The 24,890-nt window shown below is 66.0% G+C and carries 21 protein-coding genes and 1 tRNA gene; 11 read left to right on the top strand and 11 right to left on the bottom strand.

Going from position 1 to position 24,890, the window contains the following annotated elements:
• The first annotated feature begins 95 nt into the window (after positions 1 to 95).
• The 7 genes from U1708_RS01120 (at position 96) to U1708_RS01090 (ending at position 5,917) form a co-directional block, all read left to right on the top strand.
• A complete protein-coding gene (locus tag U1708_RS01120) occupies positions 96 to 2,051 on the top strand; it encodes an alpha/beta hydrolase family protein (RefSeq protein ID WP_332741883.1) in 1,956 nt (651 codons plus the stop codon).
• Between the two features lie 104 nt (positions 2,052 to 2,155).
• Positions 2,156 to 3,640: a DNA methyltransferase gene (locus U1708_RS01115; protein ID WP_332741881.1), complete on the top strand. Its 1,485-nt coding sequence runs from the start codon at positions 2,156 to 2,158 to the stop codon at positions 3,638 to 3,640.
• Between the two features lie 180 nt (positions 3,641 to 3,820).
• Positions 3,821 to 4,039: a translation initiation factor IF-1 gene (gene infA, locus U1708_RS01110; RefSeq protein ID WP_031441079.1), complete on the top strand. Its 219-nt coding sequence runs from the start codon at positions 3,821 to 3,823 to the stop codon at positions 4,037 to 4,039.
• A 48-nt stretch (positions 4,040 to 4,087) separates the two neighbouring features.
• Positions 4,088 to 4,654 (top strand): Maf family protein, encoded by a 567-nt coding sequence (locus U1708_RS01105; protein WP_332741878.1) that lies wholly within the window; start codon positions 4,088 to 4,090, stop codon positions 4,652 to 4,654.
• On the top strand, positions 4,647 to 5,594 hold the full coding sequence (locus U1708_RS01100) for a ribonuclease (RefSeq protein WP_332741876.1): 948 nt from the start codon (positions 4,647 to 4,649) through the stop codon (positions 5,592 to 5,594). The genes U1708_RS01105 and U1708_RS01100 overlap by 8 nt, the downstream gene beginning before the upstream one ends.
• 5 nt (positions 5,595 to 5,599) lie before the next feature.
• Positions 5,600 to 5,788: a DNA gyrase inhibitor YacG gene (locus tag U1708_RS01095; protein ID WP_307089428.1), complete on the top strand. Its 189-nt coding sequence runs from the start codon at positions 5,600 to 5,602 to the stop codon at positions 5,786 to 5,788.
• Positions 5,789 to 5,841: 53 nt separating this feature from the next.
• Positions 5,842 to 5,917: transfer RNA gene (locus tag U1708_RS01090), tRNA-Phe, on the top strand.
• A gap of 177 nt (positions 5,918 to 6,094) precedes the next feature.
• On the opposite strand, the gene U1708_RS01085 is transcribed toward U1708_RS01090, so the two are convergent.
• The 5 genes from U1708_RS01085 to U1708_RS01065 all read right to left on the bottom strand — a co-directional run bounded on the left by U1708_RS01085 (position 6,095) and on the right by U1708_RS01065 (position 10,396).
• Complete coding sequence (locus U1708_RS01085) at positions 6,095 to 7,162, bottom strand: 5-(carboxyamino)imidazole ribonucleotide synthase (RefSeq protein ID WP_332741873.1); 1,068 nt, start codon at positions 7,160 to 7,162, stop codon at positions 6,095 to 6,097.
• 13 nt (positions 7,163 to 7,175) lie between these two features.
• Entirely contained in the window at positions 7,176 to 7,652 is a 477-nt protein-coding gene (gene purE, locus U1708_RS01080) for a 5-(carboxyamino)imidazole ribonucleotide mutase (RefSeq protein ID WP_332741871.1), read from the bottom strand.
• A gap of 195 nt (positions 7,653 to 7,847) precedes the next feature.
• Positions 7,848 to 8,534, bottom strand: coding sequence for a 2,3-diphosphoglycerate-dependent phosphoglycerate mutase (gene gpmA, locus U1708_RS01075; RefSeq protein WP_332741867.1), 687 nt, complete (start codon positions 8,532 to 8,534; stop codon positions 7,848 to 7,850).
• 105 nt (positions 8,535 to 8,639) lie between these two features.
• Positions 8,640 to 9,758: a M14 family metallopeptidase gene (locus tag U1708_RS01070; RefSeq protein ID WP_332741865.1), complete on the bottom strand. Its 1,119-nt coding sequence runs from the start codon at positions 9,756 to 9,758 to the stop codon at positions 8,640 to 8,642.
• 11 nt (positions 9,759 to 9,769) lie between these two features.
• The gene (locus tag U1708_RS01065) at positions 9,770 to 10,396 is read right to left on the bottom strand and encodes a DUF4136 domain-containing protein (protein WP_332741863.1); all 627 of its coding nucleotides are present in this window, start codon (positions 10,394 to 10,396) and stop codon (positions 9,770 to 9,772) included.
• Positions 10,397 to 10,553: 157 nt separating this feature from the next.
• Between U1708_RS01065 and ykgO the strand changes: the two genes are divergently transcribed.
• The 3 genes from ykgO (at position 10,554) to U1708_RS01050 (ending at position 12,332) form a co-directional block, all read left to right on the top strand.
• Positions 10,554 to 10,679 (top strand): type B 50S ribosomal protein L36, encoded by a 126-nt coding sequence (ykgO, locus tag U1708_RS01060; RefSeq protein ID WP_003046794.1) that lies wholly within the window; start codon positions 10,554 to 10,556, stop codon positions 10,677 to 10,679.
• 4 nt (positions 10,680 to 10,683) lie between these two features.
• The gene (locus U1708_RS01055) at positions 10,684 to 11,298 is read left to right on the top strand and encodes an HAD-IA family hydrolase (RefSeq protein ID WP_332742578.1); all 615 of its coding nucleotides are present in this window, start codon (positions 10,684 to 10,686) and stop codon (positions 11,296 to 11,298) included.
• Positions 11,299 to 11,627: 329 nt separating this feature from the next.
• Complete coding sequence (locus tag U1708_RS01050; RefSeq protein WP_332741861.1) at positions 11,628 to 12,332, top strand: murein L,D-transpeptidase catalytic domain family protein; 705 nt, start codon at positions 11,628 to 11,630, stop codon at positions 12,330 to 12,332.
• 21 nt (positions 12,333 to 12,353) lie between these two features.
• Here U1708_RS01050 and U1708_RS01045 read toward each other — a convergent pair whose 3' ends face one another.
• From U1708_RS01045 to U1708_RS01025, 5 genes are all read right to left on the bottom strand, one after another.
• Positions 12,354 to 13,628, bottom strand: coding sequence for a DegT/DnrJ/EryC1/StrS family aminotransferase (locus U1708_RS01045; protein WP_332741859.1), 1,275 nt, complete (start codon positions 13,626 to 13,628; stop codon positions 12,354 to 12,356).
• A gap of 242 nt (positions 13,629 to 13,870) precedes the next feature.
• A complete protein-coding gene (locus tag U1708_RS01040) occupies positions 13,871 to 14,170 on the bottom strand; it encodes a hypothetical protein (protein WP_060525867.1) in 300 nt (99 codons plus the stop codon).
• 46 nt (positions 14,171 to 14,216) lie between these two features.
• Positions 14,217 to 17,051 (bottom strand): M16 family metallopeptidase, encoded by a 2,835-nt coding sequence (locus U1708_RS01035; protein WP_332741855.1) that lies wholly within the window; start codon positions 17,049 to 17,051, stop codon positions 14,217 to 14,219.
• A 135-nt stretch (positions 17,052 to 17,186) separates the two neighbouring features.
• On the bottom strand, positions 17,187 to 19,823 hold the full coding sequence (locus tag U1708_RS01030) for a TonB-dependent receptor (protein WP_332741853.1): 2,637 nt from the start codon (positions 19,821 to 19,823) through the stop codon (positions 17,187 to 17,189).
• A 92-nt stretch (positions 19,824 to 19,915) separates the two neighbouring features.
• Positions 19,916 to 21,238 carry a sugar porter family MFS transporter gene (locus U1708_RS01025; protein WP_332741851.1) on the bottom strand — a complete coding sequence of 441 codons (1,323 nt, stop codon included), beginning with the start codon at positions 21,236 to 21,238 and terminating at the stop codon, positions 19,916 to 19,918.
• A gap of 131 nt (positions 21,239 to 21,369) precedes the next feature.
• Between U1708_RS01025 and U1708_RS01020 the strand changes: the two genes are divergently transcribed.
• Complete coding sequence (locus U1708_RS01020) at positions 21,370 to 22,452, top strand: spore coat protein U domain-containing protein (RefSeq protein ID WP_332741849.1); 1,083 nt, start codon at positions 21,370 to 21,372, stop codon at positions 22,450 to 22,452.
• On the opposite strand, the gene U1708_RS01015 is transcribed toward U1708_RS01020, so the two are convergent.
• The gene (locus U1708_RS01015) at positions 22,437 to 24,842 is read right to left on the bottom strand and encodes a DUF3772 domain-containing protein (protein WP_332741847.1); all 2,406 of its coding nucleotides are present in this window, start codon (positions 24,840 to 24,842) and stop codon (positions 22,437 to 22,439) included. The genes U1708_RS01020 and U1708_RS01015 overlap by 16 nt on opposite strands.
• Positions 24,843 to 24,890 lie beyond the last annotated feature (48 nt).

Genomic DNA, 24,890 nt, shown 5'->3' with positions numbered 1-24,890 from the left:
TTGCGCCGATACGCTGCGGCCTCCTCTTGTACCGGCTACCGAACGCGATACTCTGTCCAAACGGTCGTTGGGGAATGGCCGGGGGGAGACTATTCATGACGTGGCGTATGGGCCTGCTGGCCGGTGCAATGATACCGGCGATCGTGGCGGCGCAGACCGCGCCACCGCCCGCCTCGACGCCGAAGGCGAGCGCCACGCCCTCGGACCGGGTGCCGGTCGAGACCTTCGCCAAGCTTCCGACCATCGCGAATCCCAAACTGTCGCCCGACGGCACGCGCATCGCGGCGAAGATGGCGATCGACGGGGCGCAGGTGCTGGTCGTCGCGCCACTGTTCCCCGGCGGCAAGGTCGTCGCGGCCAAGGTCGGTTCGACCGTCGACATCAATTGGTGGCGCTGGGTCGGTGACGACTGGTTGGCGGTCGGCATCGGTTCGCAGGACATGCTGTACGGCGAGGAAATCTACGTCACGCGCACGCTGGGCGTCAAAGCCGACATGACCAAGATCAACCGGATCGACTGGAAGAATTCGGGCGTCCGCGCGGACGACATCCTGTGGGCGGCGCGCGACGGCACACCGCGTGTCCTGCTGTCGCGCCAGACCGGGATCGAAAGCGAAAGCCAATGGTATCCCGCGGTCGCCGAGATCGATTTGTCGACAGGCAAGGCCAAGACCGTCGCCGGCGGCCAGACGAACGTCTTCGACTGGTATGCCGATGGCGCGGGCGTCGTCCGGATGGGCTATCGCTACGACGACGACACGCGCAAGAGCTCGCTTCTGTACCGCAGCGCCAATCGCGATCCGTTCAAGGTCATCGCCTCGACCCGCGGCAAGCAGGATATCGTCATCCCCGTCACGTTCCGCGCGGACGGCACGGCGATCGCGACGGACGATTCAGGCGGTCGCGACGAGGTGTTCGAGGTGTCGCTGCCCGACCTGAAGCTAGGCAAGAAGCTGTACGGTGCCGACGGCTACGACGTCGATGGCGTGGTCGAGAACGCGACCGGCGACGACATCGACGGCATCACCGTCACCGATCGCTTCGGGCATACCGTCTGGCTGAACCCCAATTTGAAGGAAATTCAGGACGCGGTCGACAAGGCGGTCGGCGAGCGACGCGCGCGCATCGTCTCCTGGGATCGCACCCGGTCCAAATTCCTGGTGCAGGTCGGCTCGCCGTCGCAGGCGGGGGCGCTGTATTTCTACGATCCCGCGAACGAATCGATGCAGCGCTATTCCTGGCAGAACAACGACCTGAAGGCGCGGACATTGTCGCCGGTATCGACGATCCGGTACAAGGCACGCGACGGCGTCGAGATCGAGGCGTTGCTGACCCTGCCGCGCGGGCACGGCGCGAAAAATCTGCCGCTGATCGTCTTGCCGCACGGCGGCCCGTTCGCGCGCGATTCGGAAGATTGGGACTGGTGGACGCAGTATCTGGCGGAGACCGGCTATGCCGTAATCCAGCCCAATTACCGCGGCTCGTCAGGGTATGGCACCAGTTTCGCAAAGCTTGGCGAGGGGCAATGGGGCCTGAAAATGCAGGACGATCTCGATGATGCGATCACGCATCTGGCTAAGCTCGGCATCGCCGATCCGAAGCGCGTCTGCATGGCCGGAGCGTCCTATGGTGGCTATGCGGCGATGCGCGCGGCGCAGCGGAACGGGACCGGCGACGCGGCGCCGTATCGTTGCGCGATCTCCTATGCCGGCGTGTCCGATCTTCAGGCGATGCAGCGCTACGACGGCAAGTTCCTGTACGGAAAGACTCGCGGCGACTGGCTGAAGAAACAAGCGCCGGACTATCGCAGCGTCTCTCCGCGTTTCGGTGCACAGACCTTCTCGATCCCAATCCTGATGCTGCACGGCAAGGAGGACAAGCGCGTGCCCGTGAAGCAATCGCGGATGATGGCCGCCGCGCTAAGGGAGGCGGGCAAGCCGTACGAGTATATCGAACAACCGCTCGGCGATCATCATTTCACGCGCGGCGAGGACCGGCTCGAATTCCTGAAGGCAATGGGCACGTTCCTGGCGAAGTATAATCCGGCGTAGCGTGGGCGTTACTGCACGTCGAAAGCGCCACATCGGAGCATATCCGCCGACTACGGATGCATCTCGCTTGGACGTGGGTAAGATTATCCCCGCATCTTCCGACGATGCGCAATCGTCCCGAGAATCACCTCTTCTACGGCGACAATCTCGCCGTCCTCCGCAAGGAAATCGCCGACGAGAGCGTCGACCTGATCTATCTCGATCCGCCGTTCAATTCGAACGCCAATTACGGAATCCTGTTCAAGGAACCCGACGGCAAGTCGTCGAATGCGCAGATAGAGGCGTTCGAGGATACCTGGCATTGGAACGAGACTGCGGAGGACGCCTTCGACCAAGTGCAACGCAGCGGTAGCACCAAGGCGTTCGACCTGCTCAACGCGATGCGCGGGTTCCTCGGCGACAACGACATGATGGCGTATCTGGCGATGATGGCGGTGCGACTGCTGGAGTTGCACCGCGTGCTGAAGCCGACCGGGAGCCTGTATCTCCACTGCGATCCGACCGCGAGCCATTACCTGAAGCTGCTGCTCGACGCGATCTTCGGCAAGCGCCAGATCGCGAACGAGATCATCTGGTGCTACCGGCGGTATACCGCAGCCAGCAACCGGTTCCAGCGGCTCCACGACACGCTGCTGTTCTACGGCAAGACCGACCAGAGGCGCTTCAACGACATCCGCATCCCGTATGGCGAAACATCCGGAAAGCGCGATTCGCATTACCGCGAGGACGATGACGGACGCTGGTTTCGCTGGCAGAAGCGCAAGGGTGCCGAGCCGTATCGCATCTATTTGGCTGACGGCGTCAGGCTGGGCGACTGGTGGGACATTCCGATCATCAACGCGTCGTCGAAGGAGCGTCTGGGATATCCGACTCAGAAACCCACGGCACTGCTCGAGCGCATCATCACCGCGTCGTCGAACGAAGGCGATGTCGTGCTCGACCCGTTCTGCGGTTGCGGCACCGCCGTACACGCGGCAGAAAAGCTCAAGCGGCAATGGATCGGGATCGACGTGACGCATCTCGCCATTTCGCTGATCGAAAAGCGGATGAAGGACGCGTTTCCCGGCGTCACCTTTACCGTCGAGGGTACGCCGAAGGATCTCGCTTCGGCCTATGACCTCGCGTTGCGCGACAAATACCAGTTCCAGTGGTGGGCGGTCTCGATGGTCGATGCGCTGCCGTTCGGCGGCCGGAAGAAAGGCGCGGATGGCGGGATCGACGGGCTGATCTATTTCAACGATCATGATCAAGCGTCGGGCAAAATGGTGACGCACCGTGCGATCGTGTCGGTGAAGGGCGGCCTCAATCCCGACAATGCGATGGTCGAGACGCTCGCCGCGACGATCGCGCGCGAAAAGGCGCCGATCGGTATCCTCATCATGAACGCCAAGCCGACCCGCGAGATGGAGCGCCGTGCCGCCGCGGTCGGGATCTACCGCGCCGGTGTCGACGAAGCGTTCCCCAAGCTCCAGATCCTGACGCTCGCCGACCTGTTCCAGGGCAAGCGGCCACGTATCCCCAATGTCGACCGCGCCGCATTCCGGCGTGCGGCGCGCGAGGCCATCGCGCTCCAGCCGAGTTTGCTATGACGGCGCACGTCCAGTGTCCTCGACCGATGCCCTTGTCCAATGGTCACCGACGGCCGATATGGGATGCAAGCAAGCGGGTTCGGGCATAACGTCCGTGTCCGCCTTCGGCCGTGCTTTCCTTTTTCGCGAACCTGCGGTAAGGGCGCTCGTCCCGAAATTCCCCCAATTCAGAGATTATATTTGGCCAAGGAAGAACTGCTCGAGATGCGCGGCCGCGTGGTGGAACTCCTCCCCAACGCGATGTTCCGGGTTCAGCTCGAAAACGACCACGAGATTCTCGGTCACACCGCCGGCAAGATGCGCAAGAATCGCATCCGCGTGCTGGTCGGCGACGAGGTGCTGTGCGAACTCACGCCGTACGATCTGACCAAGGGTCGCATCACCTACCGCTTCAAATAAGCGCCACGCGCCGTTTGCGCGGTGCGTAGCCCAAACATCGAGGCACCAATGCTGGTCCTGGCCTCCTCCTCGCCCCGCCGCCGCGATCTGCTCGCGCGGCTCGGCGTCGTGCCGTCGCGCGTGGAATCTCCTGACATCGACGAGAGCCCGCGCAAGGCCGAACCGCCCCGCGCCTATGCTCTGCGCCTCGCGATCGAGAAGGCCAGTGCCGTCGCGCGCGCCGAGGGTGAGATCGTGCTCGCCGGCGATACGACGATCGCGCTCGGCAGCCGTATCCTGCCGCCCGCTGACACGCTCGAAATCCAGCGCGACCTGCTCGGCAAGCTGTCGGGCCGACGCCACCATTGCCTGTCCGCGGTCTGCGTGATCGACGCGACCGGCAAGGTGCGCACTCGGATCGCCGGCACGATCGTTGCGTTCAAACCACTCTCCCCTGCCGAGATCGACGATTATCTCGCATGCGGCGAGGGGCTCGGCAAGGCTGGTGGCTACGCGATCCAGGGTCGCGCGGAGGCTTTCGTCCGCTTCTTGTCGGGCAGTCATTCGGGTGTGGTCGGTCTGCCGCTGTTCGAGACGCGCGCACTGTTGAAGACCGCTGGCGTCGCGCTTGCCTAAGTGGCTCTACGAAGCCGGCATCGGCGAAGCGCGCGCCGCGCTGGTGGACGATGATCAGATTATCGAAGCCGCGATCGAACTCGACGATAGTGCAGCGCTGAAGGTCGGCCTCGTCGCCCGCGCAAGGCTCGTGGAGTTATTGCCGGGCCGACGCGGTCGCGTCGTTCTCGAGGGCGGAGAGGCTCTGATCAATCATCTCCCCACGGGCATCACGCAAGGCGCGAGCCTGACCGTCGAGATCGTCCGTGAAGCCCTGCCAGAGACCGGTCGTGCCAAACTCGCTAAGGCGGTTCCGACCGACTTGGCCCCCTGCCCCGCACCGACGCTGTACGAACGCCTCGTGGCGACCGGCCTGCCTGTCCGCAGTCCGCGAGCGCACGAACCCGACGCACTGGAAGCGGCGGGTTGGTCCGAACTGCTCGACGAGGCTGTCAGTGGCGAGATAGTCTTTCCGCTCGGCGCGCTCCGCCTGTCGCCGACACCGGCGATGACGTTGTTCGACGTCGACGGTGCGCCGCCGCTCGACACGCTCGCCATCGCCGCCGCGCATGCCGTCGCCCGCGCGATTCGTCGACACGGGATCGGTGGCTCGATCGGCATCGATTTTCCGACGTTGCAGGGCAAGGCGCAACGCAACGCCGTCGCCGCCGCGATCGACGAATCATTGCCGCAGCCGTTCGAGCGGACCGCGATGAACGGCTTCGGCTTCCTTCAGATCGTCCGACCTCGTCCGCGTGCGTCGATCCCGGAGATCCTACGCGCCGATCCAGTGGGTGCAGCAGCCCGCGCGACGCTCCGCACGCTCGAACGCACCCCACCAACCGCATCGCGCCGCCACACCTTGCCCGCCGCCGTCCACTCACGCCTCATGGCGCGTCCCGAGTGGCTGGCGGAACTCGCGCGCCGCACGGGCGTCGTCCACGAACTGGAGAGCGCCTGATGCCCATGACCGCCCCAACCACCCCTACCGTCAAATGCCCGATCTGCGACCAGCCCGCGGTGCCTGAATACAAGCCGTTCTGCTCGAGCCGCCACCGCGACCGCGACCTGTTGCAGTGGCTCGGCGAAGGCTATCGCATTCCCGGGCGGCCAATCTCGCAAACGGGGCTGGACAGCGCCGAAGACCCCGACTAAACGCGCCCTTCCGATCGCAAGGTCGGATGCTTCTCCGGTCCCAGACCGGACGTGCCCGGATAGCTCAGTTGGTAGAGCATGCGACTGAAAATCGCAGTGTCGGCGGTTCGACCCCGTCTCCGGGCACCATTTTCTTACCACGTGATTTAAGCTGCCGGTTCACTCGCAAGGCAGCGAGCTTGGACCCCAAATTCGGTTCGTGCTGAGCGAAGTCGAAGCACCTTCGCTTGGGTCGAACCCTTCAACTTCACTCAGGGCGAACGGAAGGGGGCCGAACGGAATTGGGGGGTATCCCTGATGGGGCCTTTAGCGCTGGATCCGCGTGACGTGGCCCATCTTGCGTCCCGGCCGCGCGGTGCCCTTGCCGTACAGGTGCAGGTGCGCGCCGGGCTCGGCCAGCAACTCCGCCCAGCGTTCCGCATCCGAACCGATCAGGTTCTCCATGGTCGCTTCACGTCCGGTCAGCGTCGTCGCGCCGAGCGGGAGGCCGCAGATCGCGCGGATGTGGTTTTCGAATTGGGAGCACTCCGCGCCTTCGATCGTCCAATGGCCGGAATTGTGCACGCGAGGCGCCATCTCGTTGAAGACCGGGCCGTCGGCACCGACGAAGAACTCGCAGGCCAGCACGCCGACATAGTCGAGTTCGGCGGCGATCCGCTGCGCCAACGCTGCAGCTTCGTCGGCCTGGGCCAGCACTGCGGCGGGTGCGGGGACGGTGGAATGGCGGAGGATCGCGTCGCGGTGGACGTTGAGCGGCGAATCGTAGCGGGCGATGCTGCCGTCGAGACCGCGGGCGATCAGGATCGAGAACTCGTGCTCGAAGGGGACGAAGGCTTCGAGGACCGCGGGGCCGCCGATCGCGTCCCAGGCGGCCTGCGCTGCGGCTCGTGTGTCGAGCTTGACCTGCCCCTTGCCGTCATAGCCGAAGCGGGCGGTCTTGAGGATGGCGGGGGTGCCGATCGCCTCCAGGCCCGCCTGCAGGCTTTCGAGGCTGTCGACCGCGGCCCACGGTGCCGGACGACCGCCGACGCTCTCCACGAAGCGTTTCTCGCCGATCCGCTCCTGTGCGACGCGGAGCGCGCGGGGGCTGGGGTGGACGGGGACGCGGTCTGCGAGCCATTCGACGGGCTCGACCGCGATGTTCTCGAACTCGTAGGTGATGACGTCGCAGGCGTCCGCGAAGTCGGCGAGCACGATGCGGTTGTGATAGTCGGCGCGCGTCATCGTCGAGGCGGACTGCGCAGCGACGCTTTCCTGGTCGGGCGCGAGGACGTGGGTATGATAGCCGAGCTGTGCCGCGGCGGTCGCGAGCATGCGGCCGAGCTGGCCTCCGCCGAGGATGCCGATGGTCGATCCGGGAGGAAGCGGCGTCATGTCTCGGCGTCCTTCAGGCGGGGTCGGTGGCGACGGCATCGGTCTGTGCGGCGCGCCAGGCCTTCAGGCGCTCGGCCAGCGCATTGTCCGAGGTGGCGAGGATCGCAGCCGCCAGCAGCCCAGCGTTGATCGCGCCGGGCTTGCCGATCGCGAGCGTGCCGACCGGGATGCCGCCGGGCATCTGGACGATCGAAAGCAGGCTATCCATGCCCTTGAGCGCCTTCGATTCGACGGGCACGCCGAGCACCGGGAGATGCGTCATCGAGGCGGCCATGCCGGGGAGGTGCGCCGCGCCGCCTGCGCCTGCGATCACCACCTTGAGCCCGCGATCGGCGGCTGTGGTCGCGTAGTCGTAGAGACGTTGCGGGGTGCGGTGGGCGGAGACGACCTTGGTCTCGTAGGCGACGTCGAGCGCGTCGAGCGTCTCGGCGGCGTGGCGCATCGTCTCCCAATCGGAGGTGCTGCCCATGATGATGCCGACTAGAGCCATTTCCGTCCCCGGATCAAAGGAGCGCCGTGCCTAGCGATGGGCGGGGGTTAGAGCAATGTTGTTGGTGAACTGCTCCCCTCCCTGGAAGGGAGGGGTTGGGGGTGGGTTGGCTGCTTGTGACCACGACATCCGCCAACTGGCCTACCCACCCCCGGCCCCTCCCTTCCAGGGAGGGGAGAAATAGGGACGGTGGCGTCAGCGTTCGCTGAGGTAGTAGCGGTCAGTGGCGTTCAGGTCGGCGTCGAGTTCGTAGACGATCGGCTGGCCGGTCGGGATCTCGAGGCTCGTGATCTCGTCGTCGGGGATGTTGGAGAGGTGCTTGACCAGCGCGCGGAGCGAGTTGCCGTGCGCGGATATCAGGATGCGCTGGCCGTCCTTCAGCGCCGGCGCGATGCGCTCGTCCCAGTACGGGAGGACGCGAGCGATCGTGTCCTTCAAGCTCTCGGTCTTGGGGATTGTAATGCCGTCGTAACGCCGGTCCTTCGACAGGTCGAACGCGCTACCGTCCTCCAGCACGGGGGGCGGGACGTCGAAGCTGCGGCGCCAGATGTGGACCTGCGCATCGCCGTGCTTGGCCGCGGTCTCGGCCTTGTCGAGGCCGGTGAGACCCCCGTAATGCCGCTCGTTCAGGCGCCAGTCCTTCTCGACCGGAAGCCAGAGGCGGCCCATCGCCTCGAGCGCGATGTTGAGCGTCTTGATCGCGCGGGTCTGGAGGCTGACGAAGGTCTGGTCGAAGTCGAGGCCCTTGGCGGCCATCAGTTCGCCCGCGGCCTTGGCCTCGGCCTCGCCCTTGGCGGTCATGTCGACGTCCCACCAGCCGGTGAAGCGGTTCTCTAGGTTCCAGGTGGACTGGCCGTGGCGGATCAGGACTAGGGTCGGCATTCGGGGCTCCTGTAAAAAGAAGGTTAGGCAGGGTTAGGTCAACGCACGGTCCGATGTCTCGATGACCAGCCCAACCAGACCCACGCTAACCCATTCAGATCGGGTTCAGATATCGATCATGTCGGCGAGCGTCTCGAGCATCGCATGCGCGAGCTGCTTCGAGCGCTCGGGCGACCAGCCGAACTCGGGATCGGGATTCGCATCGTGATCCTTGAACGGCATCTCCAGCGTCATCGACACCGCGCCAAAGCGCTCGGCGACCTGGTTTGTCGACATCGACAGGTTCGCAGATCCGGGCGCGGACTTGGGATAGCCCTTCTCGGTCTGGAAATCGGGCGTGTGCGCGGCGAGCCGCCGGCCGTATTCGTAGAATTTCTCGCCGTGCGCGTCGGTCCAGGAGGCGATGCCTTCGAAGCCGGCGATGAAGTTCGCGGGGATCGCCTCATCGCCGTGGATGTCCATCGCGACGTCGACACCGGTCGCGTCCATCGCGTTGCGCACGCACAGGACTTCGGGGCTCTTCTCGAGGCTCGGCGTGTGCCATTCGCGGTTGAGGTTCACCCCCACGGCATTGGTGCGCAGGTGACCGCGACGCGTACCGTCGGGGTTCATGTTGGGGACGACGTTGAAGGTCGCCTTCGCCAGCAGCGCGGTGGTGATCGGATCGGCCGAATCGGTCAGCCGCTCCAGCGCACCCTCCATCCACCATTCGGTCATCGATTCGCCGGGATGTTGGCGGCCGTAGATCCAGACCTGCTTCGGCCCCGACCCGATCGTGAAGCAATCGATCGCCTGCCCGTCGAGCGACTGCCCGAGTTCGCGATGCATGACGCCGGGCAGCAACGCGGTGCGTGCGACCAGAGCCTCGTGCATCTCCATCGTGTACGGCGCGAAATAGGCGAACCAGGCGAGGTCGGTATCCGCGGTGAAATCGAATTCGAGCACGCCGTCGGCATAGCGCGTCTCGATCATCCGCCACGCCTGCCGATCGGTGCTGGCGCGTGCCTTGTAGCCCGGCCAGCCGAACGGATAGGCCGACTTGCCAGCGTTCAGGATGCGGTAGGTCAGAGTCCGTCCAGCCGCTCCCGCCACCCGGAAATAGAACCACTGGAAAAAGTCGGACTGGAAATCGGTGACGATCTCCAGGTCGATTCGGTCTCCTTGGATGGCGACAACGCGGATGTTGCCGCCATCGAAGGCTGCGTTGATGGTGACCGGGCTCATTGTTTGGGCGTTCATTTCACCTGAATAGTGCGGCCGGACTCACCGGGGAACCCCATGAACAGCGCGCGGGCGAGCTTGCCGGCCTGGATATCGGTCGTCGCATCCTCCTTGCGGGCATCGGCGAACGACTGCGCGCGGCCTTCCCAGACGGGCGATTGGTCGGCGGTCCGCTTGATCGTCACCGACAACTCGGAGACGAGGATCGCGGTGCTGCCGCCGCCGCCGATCGGGAAGCCGACGCCACCGCCGAGCCCGACGCCGCCACCGCCGCCGCGACGACCGCCGCCACCGCTGAAGCCGCCGCCACCGATGCCGATGCTGATCGGCGACCGCCGGGGCGGCCCCGCCTGCGTGGTGCGGGTGAAGCCGACGGTCGCGACCAGCAGCGGCTTCGCGCCCGGTGCCGGCACGCTATAGCCGGCCTGGAGCAACTGACCCTGCACGGCGGCAGCATAGGTCTTGAACTCGATGCTGGCCGGGCCGCCGCCCGTCAGCGGCTGGACCGCGATGGTGCCGCGATCGATCGGCTCGCCCAGATGATAGCGCAGCACCTCGGTCGGCGGCAGCGACGGGCCGGTCGCGCACGCGGTGAGGGATGCGCTTGCCAGCGCCAGGACCAGGATCGAACGTACCGCCATCGGGACTTCCTTAGAATGTTGCGCTATAGTAACGCTCCGACCAGCCGAGTGGGTTCCCGGATGGTAAGAGCGTGTCCGTTGCTTGACTTGGACACACCCCGCCATTAGGCGATCCCGTCTTTCCGCACACCTAGATTTGAAAAGAAGCGAATCGATCATGAAGATCCGCAATTCCCTGAAGTCGCTCAAGGATCGTCACCGCGATAACCGCGTGATCCGTCGTCGTGGCCGTACCTACGTCATCAACAAGACCAACCGTCGCTTCAAGGCACGCCAGGGTTAAACTCCTGAAGACCGCCGTCATTTTCGACGTCGGTCGTGTCCTTTACGACTGGGATCCCCGGATCCTGTACGAGCGCCTGATCGACGACGATCGGGCGCTCGACGCGTTCCTGCGCGACGTCGTGACGATCGACTGGCATTTCCAGCACGACGCTGGACGCGACTTCGCCGACACCTCGGCGGAATTGGCGGCGTTGCATCCGCATCATGCCGACCTGATCGCTGCCTGGGGGCCGCGGTTCAACGACAGCATCGGTGCGCGAATCGCCGGGATGCACGAGATCGTCGAGGAACTGGACGCGGCCGGCGTACCGCTGTTCGCGATCACGAACTTCAGCCACGAGTTCTGGCCACCCTTCTGCGCGCGTGAAGCGCATCTGTTCGACCGGTTCCGCGACGTGGTCGTGTCGGGCGAAGAGAAGATGGTGAAGCCGGATGCGGCGATCTATCGGCTGGCGCTGGCGCGATTCGGGCTGGCGGCGGAGGACGCTGTGTTCGTCGACGACAATGCGGCGAACGTGGCGGCGGCGCGGGCGTTGGGGATCGAATCGGTGCTGTTCACCGATGCCGCGAGTTTTCGCGCGCGGTTGGTCGAGCTTGGGCTCCCGATCGCGGCTTAGCCGGTATCCTGACGAAAGTCGGGATCCAGGATAAAGAACGCCAGCACTCGTAGCTCTGGATCCTGACTTTCGTCAGGATGACGGGAGGTAACACGGTGCCGACGGACCGCGCCATTATCCGCATCGTCACGTCCGTCCTCGAATCCCCGTAATTTCGCCCTAGTGCGCGATTCTCTAAAACATGCCGCCGCGAAGATGAGTCGACGAACCGACCCCAAGCCGGGGTAGTTCGAGGGAACAGACCCACAACCGGTGGAAATGGTTGCAGAATATTTACAAAAAATCAGCTATACGATGTTGCAAGAAACGGGGCAATTTCGGGAAAATCGATGCACGACGAGCAAGGTCTTGTGCGCGAACGACGCGCGCTTCTGAAGAATAGTTTGGTATTGGCGGGGGCTCTGGCGGTGCCGGGTGCGGTATCCGCAACGACTCGCTTCTCGCGGCCACTGACGGCACGCGATCTGAAGCCTATGACGCAGCCGCCGCTGCCGCGCACCACGGTCGCGGTCACCTCGCCGAAGGTGGTTCGGCCCGACTTGCTGCGCCAGGCGATGGCGTCGCTCAGCCGTCACGGCAGCCGCATCCAGCATCACGACCGGATCGCGATCGCCGATTTCGCGGCACCGTCGGGCAAGCCGCGCTTCCACTTCATCGACCTCGCCAGCGGGCGCAGCACGTCTTTGCTGGTCGCGCATGGCAGCGGGTCGGATCCGGCGCATACCGGGTATCTGGAGCGCTTCTCGAACCGCTTCGGCTCGAACGCCTCGTCCGAGGGCGCGTTCGTCACGGACGATTACTACGTCGGCAAGCATGGCCGATCGCAGCGCCTGATCGGGCTCGATCCGACCAATAGCAACGCGCTCGACCGTGCGATCGTCGTGCATTCGGCATGGTACGCCAACAAGGACATGATCGAGAGCCATGGCATGCTCGGTCGCAGCCAAGGCTGCTTCGCGGTCGGCGAACGTGACCTGGACCAGGTGTTCGCACGCCTCGGTGCCGGCCGGATGATCTACGCCGCGAAGGTCTGAGATACCGGCCCGGACCTCGGTCTACCCCGCGGTCTGGGCCATCCGGCTCTGTTCCATCCTGCGGCGCGCGCGCCTTACGCCGACGATGACGCCCGACGCGATCGTTCCTCCCGCGCCGCGCACCGACGCCCGTCGATCGCGCGGGCGGACGATCGCGGCGCAGGCCGATGCCAGCGTGGTTGCCGCGCGCCGTGCATCCTCGACCGTCATCGCATCGGTGATTGGCAGCGACAGCATCCGCCCGGCGATCCTGTCCGCGACCGGGGTAGGCTCGATCATCGCAGTCGCCTGGAACCAGGGCTGTTCGCCGAGATGCGGGCTGAAATAGCGGCCGCAGCCGACCCCGTCCGCCTCGATCGCCGCGATGATCGCGTCGCGGTGGTGTGCGATGTGCTCGGGGAGCAGCACCGGCATGAACTGCATCGAGCGACGCCGGCCCGACACCGCCTGGAACCGGAAATCGGGCAGCGTGGCGCGATAGGCCTCCTCCAGCAGGGTGCGGTGGTCGGCGATCGCGTCGATCTCGGCACGCTTGGCCTGCGCCATGATCGCGGTGATCTCCGGCAGCTTGGCGTTGATGCCGGGCAGGGTCGCGTTGGGGCTGCCCTCGAACCCGAAATTCCCCATCGAGCGCAACGTCGCGATCAGGCCGACGTCGCCGCTGTGGATCAGCCCGCCCTCGCCGACCGCGAACGTCTTGGTCGCGTGCATCGAATGGGCGACCGCGAACGGTGCGCGTGCGCCGAACCCGAGCCCGGAATCGTTCAGCGTCCCGAGCGACGAGGCTGCGTCGATCACGACGCCGACGCCGTAGCGCCGCTGGAAATGCACGTAGCGGTCGAGGTCGATCGCGTTGCCGAACGTCGCATAGGGCACGACCACGCCGATCCGCTCGCCGTAGCGCTGGAGCAACCGCTCCTCCTCCAGCGCGCACGCACCCCAGTCGTCGGCATCGATGTCGCAGACCAGCGGAGTCAGCCCCGCCCATGCCGCCGCCTGCGCGGTCGCGGCGAAAGTGAGCGCGGGCATCAGCGCCAGCGTACCTTGTTTCGGGTTCAGCCCGCCCGTCCGCATCCCCGACGCGTGGCGGATCGCGAGCATCAGCCCCAGCGTGGCGTTGCCGACCGCGAGGCTGGCGCCGTGGCAGCCGAACAGCTTTTCGGTGACCCCGGCCTCGAACGCGCGAACCTCTGGGCCGTTGTTGCTGAACACGCCCGACGCCTCGACCCGGCGCAACGCATCGAGGTGCTCGCTCAGACGGGGCGGGTTTGGCGCGATCAGGGGGAGGCGTATCATCGGCGATCCGGTCTGTTGTGCCGCAGACCCTGGCGTACAGCCTCCTAAGAAGCAGTTACACCGTGTCGATGAAGAGATTTTTTACAGTTTAACAAGCGATTGCAACGCGGTGGCGGGGATGAGCCGTCGACGAAATTCCAGCTCTCGCGGGGATCACGGCTTCGAGTTGGGAACGAACAGACACAAAAAAGCTCACCGTTCCTGTCGGAACGGCGAGCTGATTCGTCATCGGCTGGAAAGCGTCAGGCCGTCCGCGTGCCGGTCAGCGGGAAGCTGCCGAACGCACCCGCCGCGACGCTGCCCTTGAGGACGTCGTCCTCGACGGTCGCCTTGCAGTCGAGCGTCATCGGCATCGGCACGGTCATGCTCTGCTTCCAGGTGATCGTATCGCCATCGACGTCACCGGTGACGTCCATGCCGCCCATCGCGCCCGACACCGCACCGGTGAAGGTGCTGCCGGCGCTGTTCACGGTCAGCGTCATCTTCTGGTCGCCCAGAGGCGATTTGACTACGCAATCCCAGCTGCCATCGACGTTTGCCATTGCTTTCTCTCCTGAATTACCGCCCCGAACGCCGGGGCTCTAAAAGCTATTTGGCGTCGGCAACCGACGCCGCGGGAATGACCTCGACTGGCAGGCCGATGCTGTCAAGCTGTGGCCGCACCGTCTTCGCATCGCCGACCACGACCCAGATCGTCTTCTTCGGATCGATCGCCTGCTGGATCGCCGTGTTGAGCTGCGGCAGGGTAAGACCTTGGTAACGCTGCGTGATCGTCGCGTAGTAATTGTCGGGCCGCTTCAGAAGGTCGTTCTGCTGCATCGCGCTCAACACGGCATCGGACGTTTCGAAATTGCCCGACAGCGAGCGGATCGCGCCGTTGATCGCACGATCGAACTCGACCTGCGTCATAGGCTCCTTGCCGAGGAACGCACCGATATCGCTGCGCAGGGCCGCGATCGACGGACCGGTCTGATCCGCCTGCACCGGCGCCGACAGGATGTAGGGTGCGGCGTTCTCGACCTGCTGGAACCGCCCCGACACGCCGTAGGACCAGTGCTTGGTCTCGCGCAGGTCCATGTTGACGCGGCCGAGGAAGCTGCCGCCGAGCGCATCGTTCGCGGTCGCGATCGGCAACAGGTCCTGCGTGCCCTTCAGGCCGGTCGGGATGCCGGCGAAGATCGCCGATTGCGGGCTGTCCGGCCGATCGACCAGCACGATCTTCGGCCCCGATGGCGTGACCGTCGCCGGGAACACCTTCGCGCCAGCCGCGCCGGTCGGCGTCCATGTGCCGAACCGACCGTCGAGCGCCGCCTTCACCTCCGCGAGCGGACGATCGCTGACGACGAAGATCTTCGCCTTGTCGGGCCGCAGCCATGCGTGCTGAAACGCGACCAGGTCGGACCGGGTCAGCGAAGCGACCGCCTTCGGATCGCCGCTGCCGATCGCCTTGGCATAGGGCGAGGTCGGCCCCTGGAGCAGCGGCGGCATTACGCGCGCATAGATCCCGCCTGGGCTGGTCAGCTCTTGAGAGATCTGCGCGAGCTGCTGATTCTTCACGCGGGCGACCTCGGCATCGGCGAAGGCCGGGTTTTGCGCAATGTCCGCGAACAGGTCGATCGCCGGCGCGAGGTTGGCGCTTGGCACCTGCAACGACAGGAAGGTCCGGTCGCTCGACGCGCCCGAGCCGATATCCGCGCCGAGCCGCTCCTTGGCCTCGGCCAGCGCAACCGAATCGCGGGTCGGCGTGCCCTCGTCCATCATCGCCAGCGTCAGCTGCTGCGTCCCGAGCTTGTCCGCGACGTCGGCAGCGGTACCGGCGTCGAAGCTCAATACCGCCTGCGTCACCGGCACCGCGGTCCGCTGTGCGTAGACCACCTCGATACCGTTCGCGAGGCGCGTGCGCTCGACGGTCGGGAAGCTCAGGCCGGCGACGGTGCCGACGCCAGGCAACGGCCCACGCGTGCCCTTTGGCGGCGCCTCGGGCGCGGGCACGACGTCGACCTTGGGCGGCACGACCGCGTTGGCATAGGCATCGCGCGGCCCCGGCACGACGGTCAGCGAATAGGCGGGACGCGAGAGCCACTTCGCCGCGGCGGCCTTCACGCTCGCGGGTGTCTCGGCCGCCAGTTGCAGCAGCTGTTTCTTGTAATAGCCGGGATCGTTCGAATACAGCGCGCCCTCGGCCAGCGTCACCGCCTTGCCGCCGAACCCGCCGACCGATTCGAGCCCCTGCATCGTGCGCGACGCGGTCGTCGTGGCGACTCGGCTGACCTCGTCCGCGGTCGGGCCGTTCTTCAGGAAGTCGGCGAGAATCTCGTCGATCCGCTTCGTCACCATTGCAGGGTCGACGCCCTGCCGGACGATCGCCTGGATCTCGAACATGCCGAGCTGGCTGAAGCTGTTGTTCGAGGCGGAGATGCGCGTAACGAGCTTCTCCTTCTTGACCAGCGCGGTGTCGAACCGGCTGCTGGCGAGACCGCCGAGCACGCCCGCCGCGACGCTGAGCGCAGTGCCGTCCTTGTCGTTCAGGCCGGGGACCACCCAGTTGCGGCTGATCATCACCGCGGCGACGCGGTCCTTGATCGTCTCGCTCACCGGTGCCGGCAGCGTCGGGATCGGTGCGGGTGGGACGATGCTCTCCGCGCCCCTGGGGATGCCGCCGAAATACTTCTCGGCGAGCCGCTTTGCCGTGGCCGTGTCGACGTCGCCGGCAAGCACCAGCACCGCGTTGTTCGGGCCGTAGTGATCCTTGAACCAGTCCTTCACCGTCTGCAGCGAGGCCGCATCGAGATCCGCCATCGAGCCGATCGTGGTGTGGCCGTAGGGGTGTGTCGCGGGGAACAGCCCCTCGGTGATCTTGTATTCGGTCAGGCCGTAGGGCTGGTTGTCGCCCTGGCGCTTTTCATTCTGGACGACGCCGCGCTGTTCGTCGAGCACGCCCTGCGTGATCGCACCGGTGAGGTAGCCCATACGGTCGGATTCGAGGAACAGCGCACGGTCGAGCGCCGCAGTCGGCACGGTCTCGAAGTAATTCGTGCGATCATAATAGGTGGTGCCGTTGAAGTCGGTCGCGCCGACCTGTTTCAGGGGCTCGAAGAAATCACCGGGGGCGTTCTCGGAGCCGTTGAACATCAGATGCTCGAACAGATGCGCGAAGCCGGTCTTGCCCTTGGGCTCGAACTTCGAGCCGACGTTGTACCAGACCGAAACCGCCACGACCGGCGCCTTGCGATCGGTGTGCACGACGACGCGCAAGCCGTTCTTCAGCGTGAACTGCTGGTAGGGAATATCGACCGACTTGACCAAATCCGCGACCGGCGCTGGCTTTGCCGCGGTCGCTGCCGGGCGCTGACCTTGACCGGCTGCGGGCGAGACGAGAGCGATTGCAGCGACGCCGGCAAGCGCGGTCAATTTCAAAGTCATAGGCTAACATTACCCTCGGTGTCGGACGATATCGTCGCACCATAAGCGCGCTTCGTCGCCGGGCAACAGGATAGATATGTCGATTTCGAGTGGACTGGGGCGCTGGCCGGCGCCCGTCGGGATGCCGGCCGCGTCCTAGAACAACTTCCTGATGCTGAGGCGCACGGTACGGCCCAGCGGATCGAGATAGTCGGGCTGGTAGGTGTTGGGCACCACGCCGGTCGCGTCGGTGACGCGCTGGCGGGTGTTGAAGACGTTGTTCACCGACAGGCTGATGCGCGTGCCACGCAGCCACGGATGCGCCTTCACCCATTCCAGCCGCTGGCCGAGATCGGCGAACAGCCGCAAGTTGGCGGTGGCGAGGCCGCCGAAGTTGAGCGTCTCGGGTGCCGCGATCGTGCCGCCGTCGACGCGCGTGCCGGTCGCGTAGTTGGCGGAGATGCGCGCGCCGATGCCGTTGTTGGTGTAGCCCGCCTGCGCCTCCAGTTCGTGGCGCGCCTGCCCGCCGTTGTTGCCGATCGCGTCACCGTCGAGCAGGTTCAGGCTCGGGCCGCCGTCTGCAACGAGGACGCGATCGGTGAAGTGCCAGGTGTGGTAGACCGCGAACTGGACGCGACCACCGGCCTGCCCGCCGCGACCGCCGCCACCGAAGCCACGACCGCCCCCGCCGCCACCCCCGCCGCCACCTGGACCGCCGCCGACCCGCGCACCGTCGCCGCGCGGCCTATCAGCGCCCGCACCACCGGGACGGCGCGTGCCACCGGGCGGCTGCAGGCCCTCGAACGGGTTGGGGCCGGTGCCGGCACGGTATGCCTCCAGCTCACGCTGGACCTTCGACTTGAGGGGCGCGGAGAAGTTGATTCCCCAGCGCAGTTCGGAGCGGTCGCTGCGCGCAAAATTGATCGGCCGGCGATCGACCTGCAACAGAGCGCCGCCTGCGTCGCGCTGGAACCGATCGGGGAACGCCGCCTCGATCGCCGCGGTCGCTGCGGGGAAGGCCGCAATCGGGTTGTCGACCCGGCTCTCGACATAGTTGGCGGTGATCGACAGGCTCTTCGCGGACCAGGGCTTCAGGGTGAGCCCGACTTTCTTGACGTGGTTGTTGTCCGCGACCAACCCGGGGTTGCCGCCGCTGATCGTCGTGACGGTCGCGGTCTCGCCGCGCACATAGTCGAACACGCGGACGTTGGGCGTGGTGATCGACGGGTTGCCGAGCTGCTGCGCGGTCGGGGCCTCGTCGGTGTCGGTGACCGAGGCGATCACGCGCACGCCCTCGATCGGCGACCAGTTCGCGCCATAGCCGAGCGTCTGCAGCGTACCGAAGTCCGACAGATGATCCTCGGCGAGGTTGAAGTTCGCCGACAGCGTGCCGAGGAACGGCAGCACGTCCTTCGACCGGCTCGTCAGCGGCACGTCGACATTGACCTGTCCGTTGACCGTATCGCGCGATACCCGGCCCTGCGTATCGACGCCGATCAGGTTGATGGTGCGATACGAGCGGCTTTTGAAGTCGGCGGTCTCGGCGCCGAGCTTGATCGTCGTCGACACCGCGCCGGCGGGCATCGAGAACAGCGTGCCGTTCGCGACCGCGTCGACTCCGCCGGTGCTCTGCGACGCGTAGGCACGGTTGCCCGGCAGCGCGCCGAAGTCGCTCGCACGCAAGCTCCCGAGCGGGTTCGCGGTCGGATCGCCGGCGCGAATGCGGGCATTGAAGTCGCTCGCGTCGAGGCCGGTCTCGGTGAAGGTCTGCGTGTCGCTGCGATCGTAATTACCCGTGACGTTCCAGCGCCACGTGCCGACATCGCCGTTGAGCGTGGTGCCGAGATGCGTGGCGATCGACGAGGTACGCTGGGTCAGCGGCAGGACGCCGTCGTCCTCGAGCGCGCGGTTGATGGGGGTGCTGCCCGGCCGATTCAGCGTGACGAAGGGCAGTCCGTTGAGGCTGCGGCTGTCGGTCGATTCGAGGCGGCCGTTGATCGTCGCGCCGATATTGCCGAAGATGTCGCGCGCATACACGCTGTTCGCGGTAAAAGTGCTGGTCGCGGACTGGAGCGTGCGGAACGGCCGCTGGTCGACGACACTGCCATCCGCGCCGAGCGCGCTGTTCGCGGTTCGATCCGGCTGGAGGATATCGCGCTGGGATTCGGTCAGCGGCTCGCTCGACGTGTATTCGGCATGCAGGTTCAGGCGGCGATCGCGCGCGATGTTGAGCAAGTCGAGCGAGCCCTTGGGAGTATTGCCGCCACCATCGGTCGCCTGGGCGTCGACGGCCTCTGCGGTCACCGCGCGGAAGCGGCGGCGCAGGACGAAGTTCACGACCTTCTGGTCCGCGCGATAGCCGTATTTGAGCGCGACCTCCTCGGGCAGGATCTCGACGCGCTGGATCGCCTCGGTCGGGATGTCGCGGATTTCGCTGAAGCTGGAGATGCGGCGGCCGTTGAGCAGGACGACGGGCGCACCGCCGCTGCCGCGACCGCTGGTGGTCTGCGGGCTGAGTTCGTTCAACAGGTCGGATACCGTGGAGACGCCGTAGGAGCGGATTTCGGCCTGACCCAGCGTCTGGTCGGGCGGAATGTCGCCGACCACCGCGCCGGGGAGTTTGCGCGAACCCGTGACGACGATCTCCTCGGATTCACCGGATTCGGCGCCCTCGTCCTGCTCCGATGCCTGCGCGTCGGCTGCGGCGTCAGCAGCGGCGGGCGACGACGGTGCCTGTTGCGCGGCCACCATTGCAGGCATGCTCACCGCCAGAACCAGACCCAAACTACGCATACCCATTCCACCCCGATGATCGAGCGTGTCGATTAGGCGGCAATTGTCGCAGGATTGTGCCCGTTCCGCGGCGCTTTCGTCGCACCTGCCGCTTATCGCGACATATGCGCTTCCATGTCCTCCAGCGGCACGCCCTTGGTCTCGGGGAAGTAGAGGAATACCGTCACGAACTGGACCGCCATCATCGCCGCGAAGAACAGGAACGGCGCGCCTGCGGACCATGCCGCGGCGATGGGAAAGACCTGCGCGATCACCGCGTTCCAGCCCCAATGGCTCGACGAGCCGATGCTCGACCCGCGCGCGCGGACGTTCTGCGGGAACACCTCCGAGATATACACCCAGATCACCGCGCCGGAGCCGGGGGCGAAGAACATGATGAAGACGATCAGCGACGGCAGCAGCAGCCAGTTGGGCAATACGCCGAGCAGCGCCAAGCCGCCGACGGTAAGCGCTGCGGTCATGCCGGCCGAGCCCCACAGCAGCAGCGTGCGGCGGCCGATCCGGTCGATGAGCAGCATGCCGAGCAATGTGAAGACCATGTTGGCGACACCGATCATCACCGCCTGGAGATCGGGCGAGAGGCTGCCGCCCGACGCCTTGAAGATGTCGTTGAGGTAATAGAGGAACGCGTTGATGCCGCTGAACTGGTTGAACATCGCGACCAGGAAGGCGAGCGTGATCGGCTTGCGGTGGCGCACCCAGGAGAGCGATGCATTACCCTTGGGCGCATTCAGCTCGGCCCGCGCGACGTCGGGGCTCATGCCGACGAGCGCCAGCACCTGCTTCGCCTCGACGTCGCGGCCCTTTGCGAGCAGCCAGCGCGGCGAATTGGGGATGCGGAACAGCAGCGCGAAGAACACCAGCGACGGTGCGGCGACGATCCCGAGCTTCCACCGCCACTCGACGTCGCCGAGATCGAGCGAACCGATGACCGCGTTCGAGACATAGGCGAGCAGGATGCCGAGGATCACCGCGAACTGGAACCCGCCGACCATCTTGCCGCGCTGTGCGGGTGGCGCCAGCTCGGCGATATAGGCGGGCGCGAGCACCGACGAGCCGCCGATCGCGATGCCGTTGATGAAGCGGAAGCCGATGAAGCTGTGCCAGTTCCACGCGAGCGCACAGCCGAGCGCGGTGACGACGTACAGGAAGGCGAGCATCCGCAGCACGTTGCGGCTGCCGTAGCGATCGCCGAGCGATCCGACGAACAGTGCGCCGATCAGCGTACCCCAGAGCGCCGACGAGACGGTGAAGCCGAGCCACGCCTCGCTGAGCGCGAACTTCGCCTTCAAGGCGCCGGTGACGCCCGCGATGACCGCGGTATCGAAACCGAACAACAGGCCTGAGAGCGCGGCAGTGGCGACGCTCGCGATCAGGATCGTGCTGGAGCGCGGCGTTTCGGCGTGGGCGCTCATGGGGCGCGGTATCGCGAAGGAATGATCGTCATCGCCGCGTTGTGAACGTTTTGCAAGGCTTCGCAAGACCGACGCGTGTCGTTTCGATCAGCGAAAACACCCGTTTCCGGTTCTTCAAAACGCATTAACGAATGCGGGAATACCGCTGGAGCATCGAAATGGGTGCGAGGGATGCGGTGGGTATCGAACATGGTCTGGCGACGACCGCACGCGGCGTGAAGCGGCTGGTCGCGGCGCTGATCCTGTCCCTCGGCCTTGCGGCGGCACCGGCTTTCGCGTGTGAGGTCGTCACGCCTTCGACCGCAAGGCTTGGCACGCTGTCGCCCGCCGGGGTTACGACCGCAGGCTTCATCGCGACGACGGGATCGTTCACATGCGCGAACGCCAACGTCCTGGCGCTCCTCGCTGACGATTACCTGCGCGCGACACTGCTGACGACGGGTACGCTGACGCTTACCGCACCCACCGGCGGGTCGGTCGGCTATTCGCTATCGGCCAGTTCGGACGGTACCGCGCCTTTGGTCGCGAATACCAGCCGTTCGTATTTCGAGGGAACGACCCTGTCGTTGCTGGGCAGTAGCAGGGCCGTGGTGCCGATCTATATCAAGCCGGTGAGCGCCTCCGCCCCGCCCGCTGGCATCTACAAGGGAAGCTTCCAGGTCCGTTGGTCCTGGAAATTCTGCGACGGCATCGGGACGCTGGGGTTATGCCTGCTCGGGAGAAACGACCAGGATAGCAAGGTCGCATCGGTCGACGTGACGATGACGGTTGCAAGGGGCGCGATCGTCACGGTTTCGCAACGCACCACGTGGGAAGCATCGGCCGCAACCGTCAATCCAAAGGCGATTCCCGGCGCGAAGCTGCGCATGACGATGCAGATCGAGAACCCCAATCCGTTCGCGCTGGACGGCGATACGCTGGCGTTCACACTGCCCACCCCTGCCCGCCTCCAGGTCGCGCTGGACGGCGACGGGACCGCATCGACCGCGTACGTGGTGACCGCGGAAGGCTCTCCTGCCTCGTCGCTGGCGGTCATTTATACCAGCCCATCCAGCACCACCGACGATGTGGACTTCTCGTCGAACAACGGCAGCAGCTGGACCTATGATCCGAGCGCGACGCCCCGAGCCGTCACCAACGTGCGGATCAGACCGCGCGGAACGATGGCGGCGGGATCGAAATATACCGTGTCGCTGCCTTACGCCCTATTCTGACCGAGATTCGGACCGGCGTTCGGATCGGCAACGGGCGAGCCTGGCAGCGAACCGACCAGTTCCATCTTCGTTGCAGTCGAACCCACCTCGATCCCCGCCTCGCGAAACTGGCGGAGCAGGGTGAACAGCAATTCGCTGCGGATCGGATACGCGTCGCGCGGGGACGCGACATAGGCGAAGCAGTTGAACTTGGCGCGGCCGGCGTCGATCGAGTCGATGAACACCTTGGGCTCGGGATCGTCGAGCACCTCGTGCTTCTCGGCGAATGCCGCGAACAACATGGTCCGCACCGCGTCCAGATCCTCCTCGAGCGGTACCGAGAATTGAAGCTGGATACGGCCGATCGGCGCGGCCAGCGTCATGTTCTGGATCGTCTTGGTGATCAGCTCCGAGTTCGGCACGATCAGCGTCGATCGGTCCGCGACCTGGATCTCGGTCGAGCGGACGTTGATCCGTTTCACGTCGCCCTCCATGTTGCCGATCCGGACGAGATCGCCGATCTTCACCGGGCGCTCGGCGAGCAGGATCAGGCCCGAGACGAAGTTCTGCGTGATTGCCTGGAGGCCGAAGCCGATCCCGACCGACAGCGCGCCGAGCACTACCGCGAGCTTCTCCATGCCGATGCCGAGCGCGCCGAGCGACCACAGCACCGCGGCGATGATCCCGGCATAGCGCGCGACCATCGTCACCGAATTCTGCGCGCCCGCATCCATCGCGGTGGTCGGGAGGTAGCTATTCACCAGCCAATGCTGCAGACCGCGCAAGATCGCCAGCGCGACGAACAGCACCGCGATCGAGCGGAGCACCGCGCCCGGCGAGATCGTGATCTGGCCGATCGTGACGCCGTTCGCGACCGTTCCGAACAGCTCGAACGCCGAGCCGACGCCTGCCCCGAACGGCGCCATCACCGCGCCGACCGCGAGCATGATCAGCAACAGCCGCAATACCGCCGACAGCAGCACGCCGATCTGGTCGACGGTCTTGTTGTCGACGCCGAAGCCGCTGTTTGCCGAGCGTCCGAGGCGGTTGCCGCTCGACAGCAACGTGCGGCACGCATCGTCGGTGAAGGTCATCATCAGGTACAAGGTCGCACCGACGATCGCGCCCCACAGCAGCCACGTCGCGACCTTCAGCGCGAAGTTCACATAACCGATCAGCCCGGCGACGAGCGTGACGAGCAGCACCAGCCAGACGAGCGTCGCGACGATCGCCAGCAAGGTATTGCGCGCGGGCTTCGTCGGATCGGGCAGCGCGGCGGCGCGCAGGCGTCCGAGCGTCACCAGGACCGCACCGATCAGGACGATGTGCAGCAGCGCGACGACTGCGTTGGCGGCGCTCGATGCTGGCGCGCTGATGCCGATCAGCGCGTTGGTCGCGATCAGCAACTGGCCGAAGAAGATCAACCCGGCCGCCATCCACGTGTACGGCCGCAGCGCGTGCGACGCAGGGTCGCCGATCGGCAACAGGCGCCACGTCGACTGGCCGCGCAACAGCAGCGCGCCACCGAGCGACGAGACGAACGCGCAGAACCACGAGATCCCGACGAAGATCGCGCCGAACCGGCTCCAGGCGGGCGAGACCAGCCCGGCCCAGCGCAGCGACGCGACGATCGCCCATGCGGCGAGGCCCGGCAGCGCGGTGCCGATCACCACCAGCCACAGCGCATAGGCCGAGCGTCGCAGCCGCCCGCCGGGCGCATGGTCGGTCGCGTAGCGCCGGCCGACGCCGTGCAGCCAGCGCCGCAACGGCACGATCAGCACCAGCGCGGTGAGTATCCCGACGAGCAGGCCGGTGCCGGCGCGCATGTCGAACCGTGCGCCGAACTGTCGGATCTCGACGTTGGCGAACCGCATCAGCCGCGCGGTGTCCCGCGGCAGGTGATCGACGATCGCCGCCCATAGCGCGGGCGACAGCGGCGAACCGGTGTTTTCGGACAATTGCTGGCCGAGCTCCTCCGCCTCGGCCGCGCCGATATCGTCGATCTGCTGCTTGGCCTCGATCCCGATCAGGCGCGCGCGCTTGATGGCGGAATCGATCGCCGACTGGCTCTGCGCGAGAAGCTTGCGTTGCTGGCGAATTTCGGGCGCCTCGACGACGCCGGGGGTGGCGGCGCCGAGTTCCGCGACACGCGCCTGGACCAGCGCCATCTCGGGCGTGAGCGTGCGGACCGCATCGGCGGCGATGGTCTGCACGGCCTGCGCGCGATCCCGCAACGCCTGCCGCGCCTTGTCGTCGCGCGCAGCGGGGGTGGCGTCGTCGATCGCCTGGAGCTCGGTCGACGCCTGGGTGAGGCTGGCCGCGACGGCTGCGACCTTGGGCTCGTCCTGCGCGATCGCTGGGAGCGCGGTGGCTAGGAGGATGAGCGCGGCGAGGTAGCGGAGGAGAGTCATCCGGGGTGCTGTACAGCGATGGGGGCGGAAACGGGAGGGGGTGGGGAA

The organism is Sphingomonas arabinosi, from assembly GCF_036663715.1.
Classification (GTDB): domain Bacteria; phylum Pseudomonadota; class Alphaproteobacteria; order Sphingomonadales; family Sphingomonadaceae; genus Sphingomonas.
Note: the sequence above shows the minus strand (reverse complement) of the source record. Positions and strands in the feature narration are given on the sequence as shown.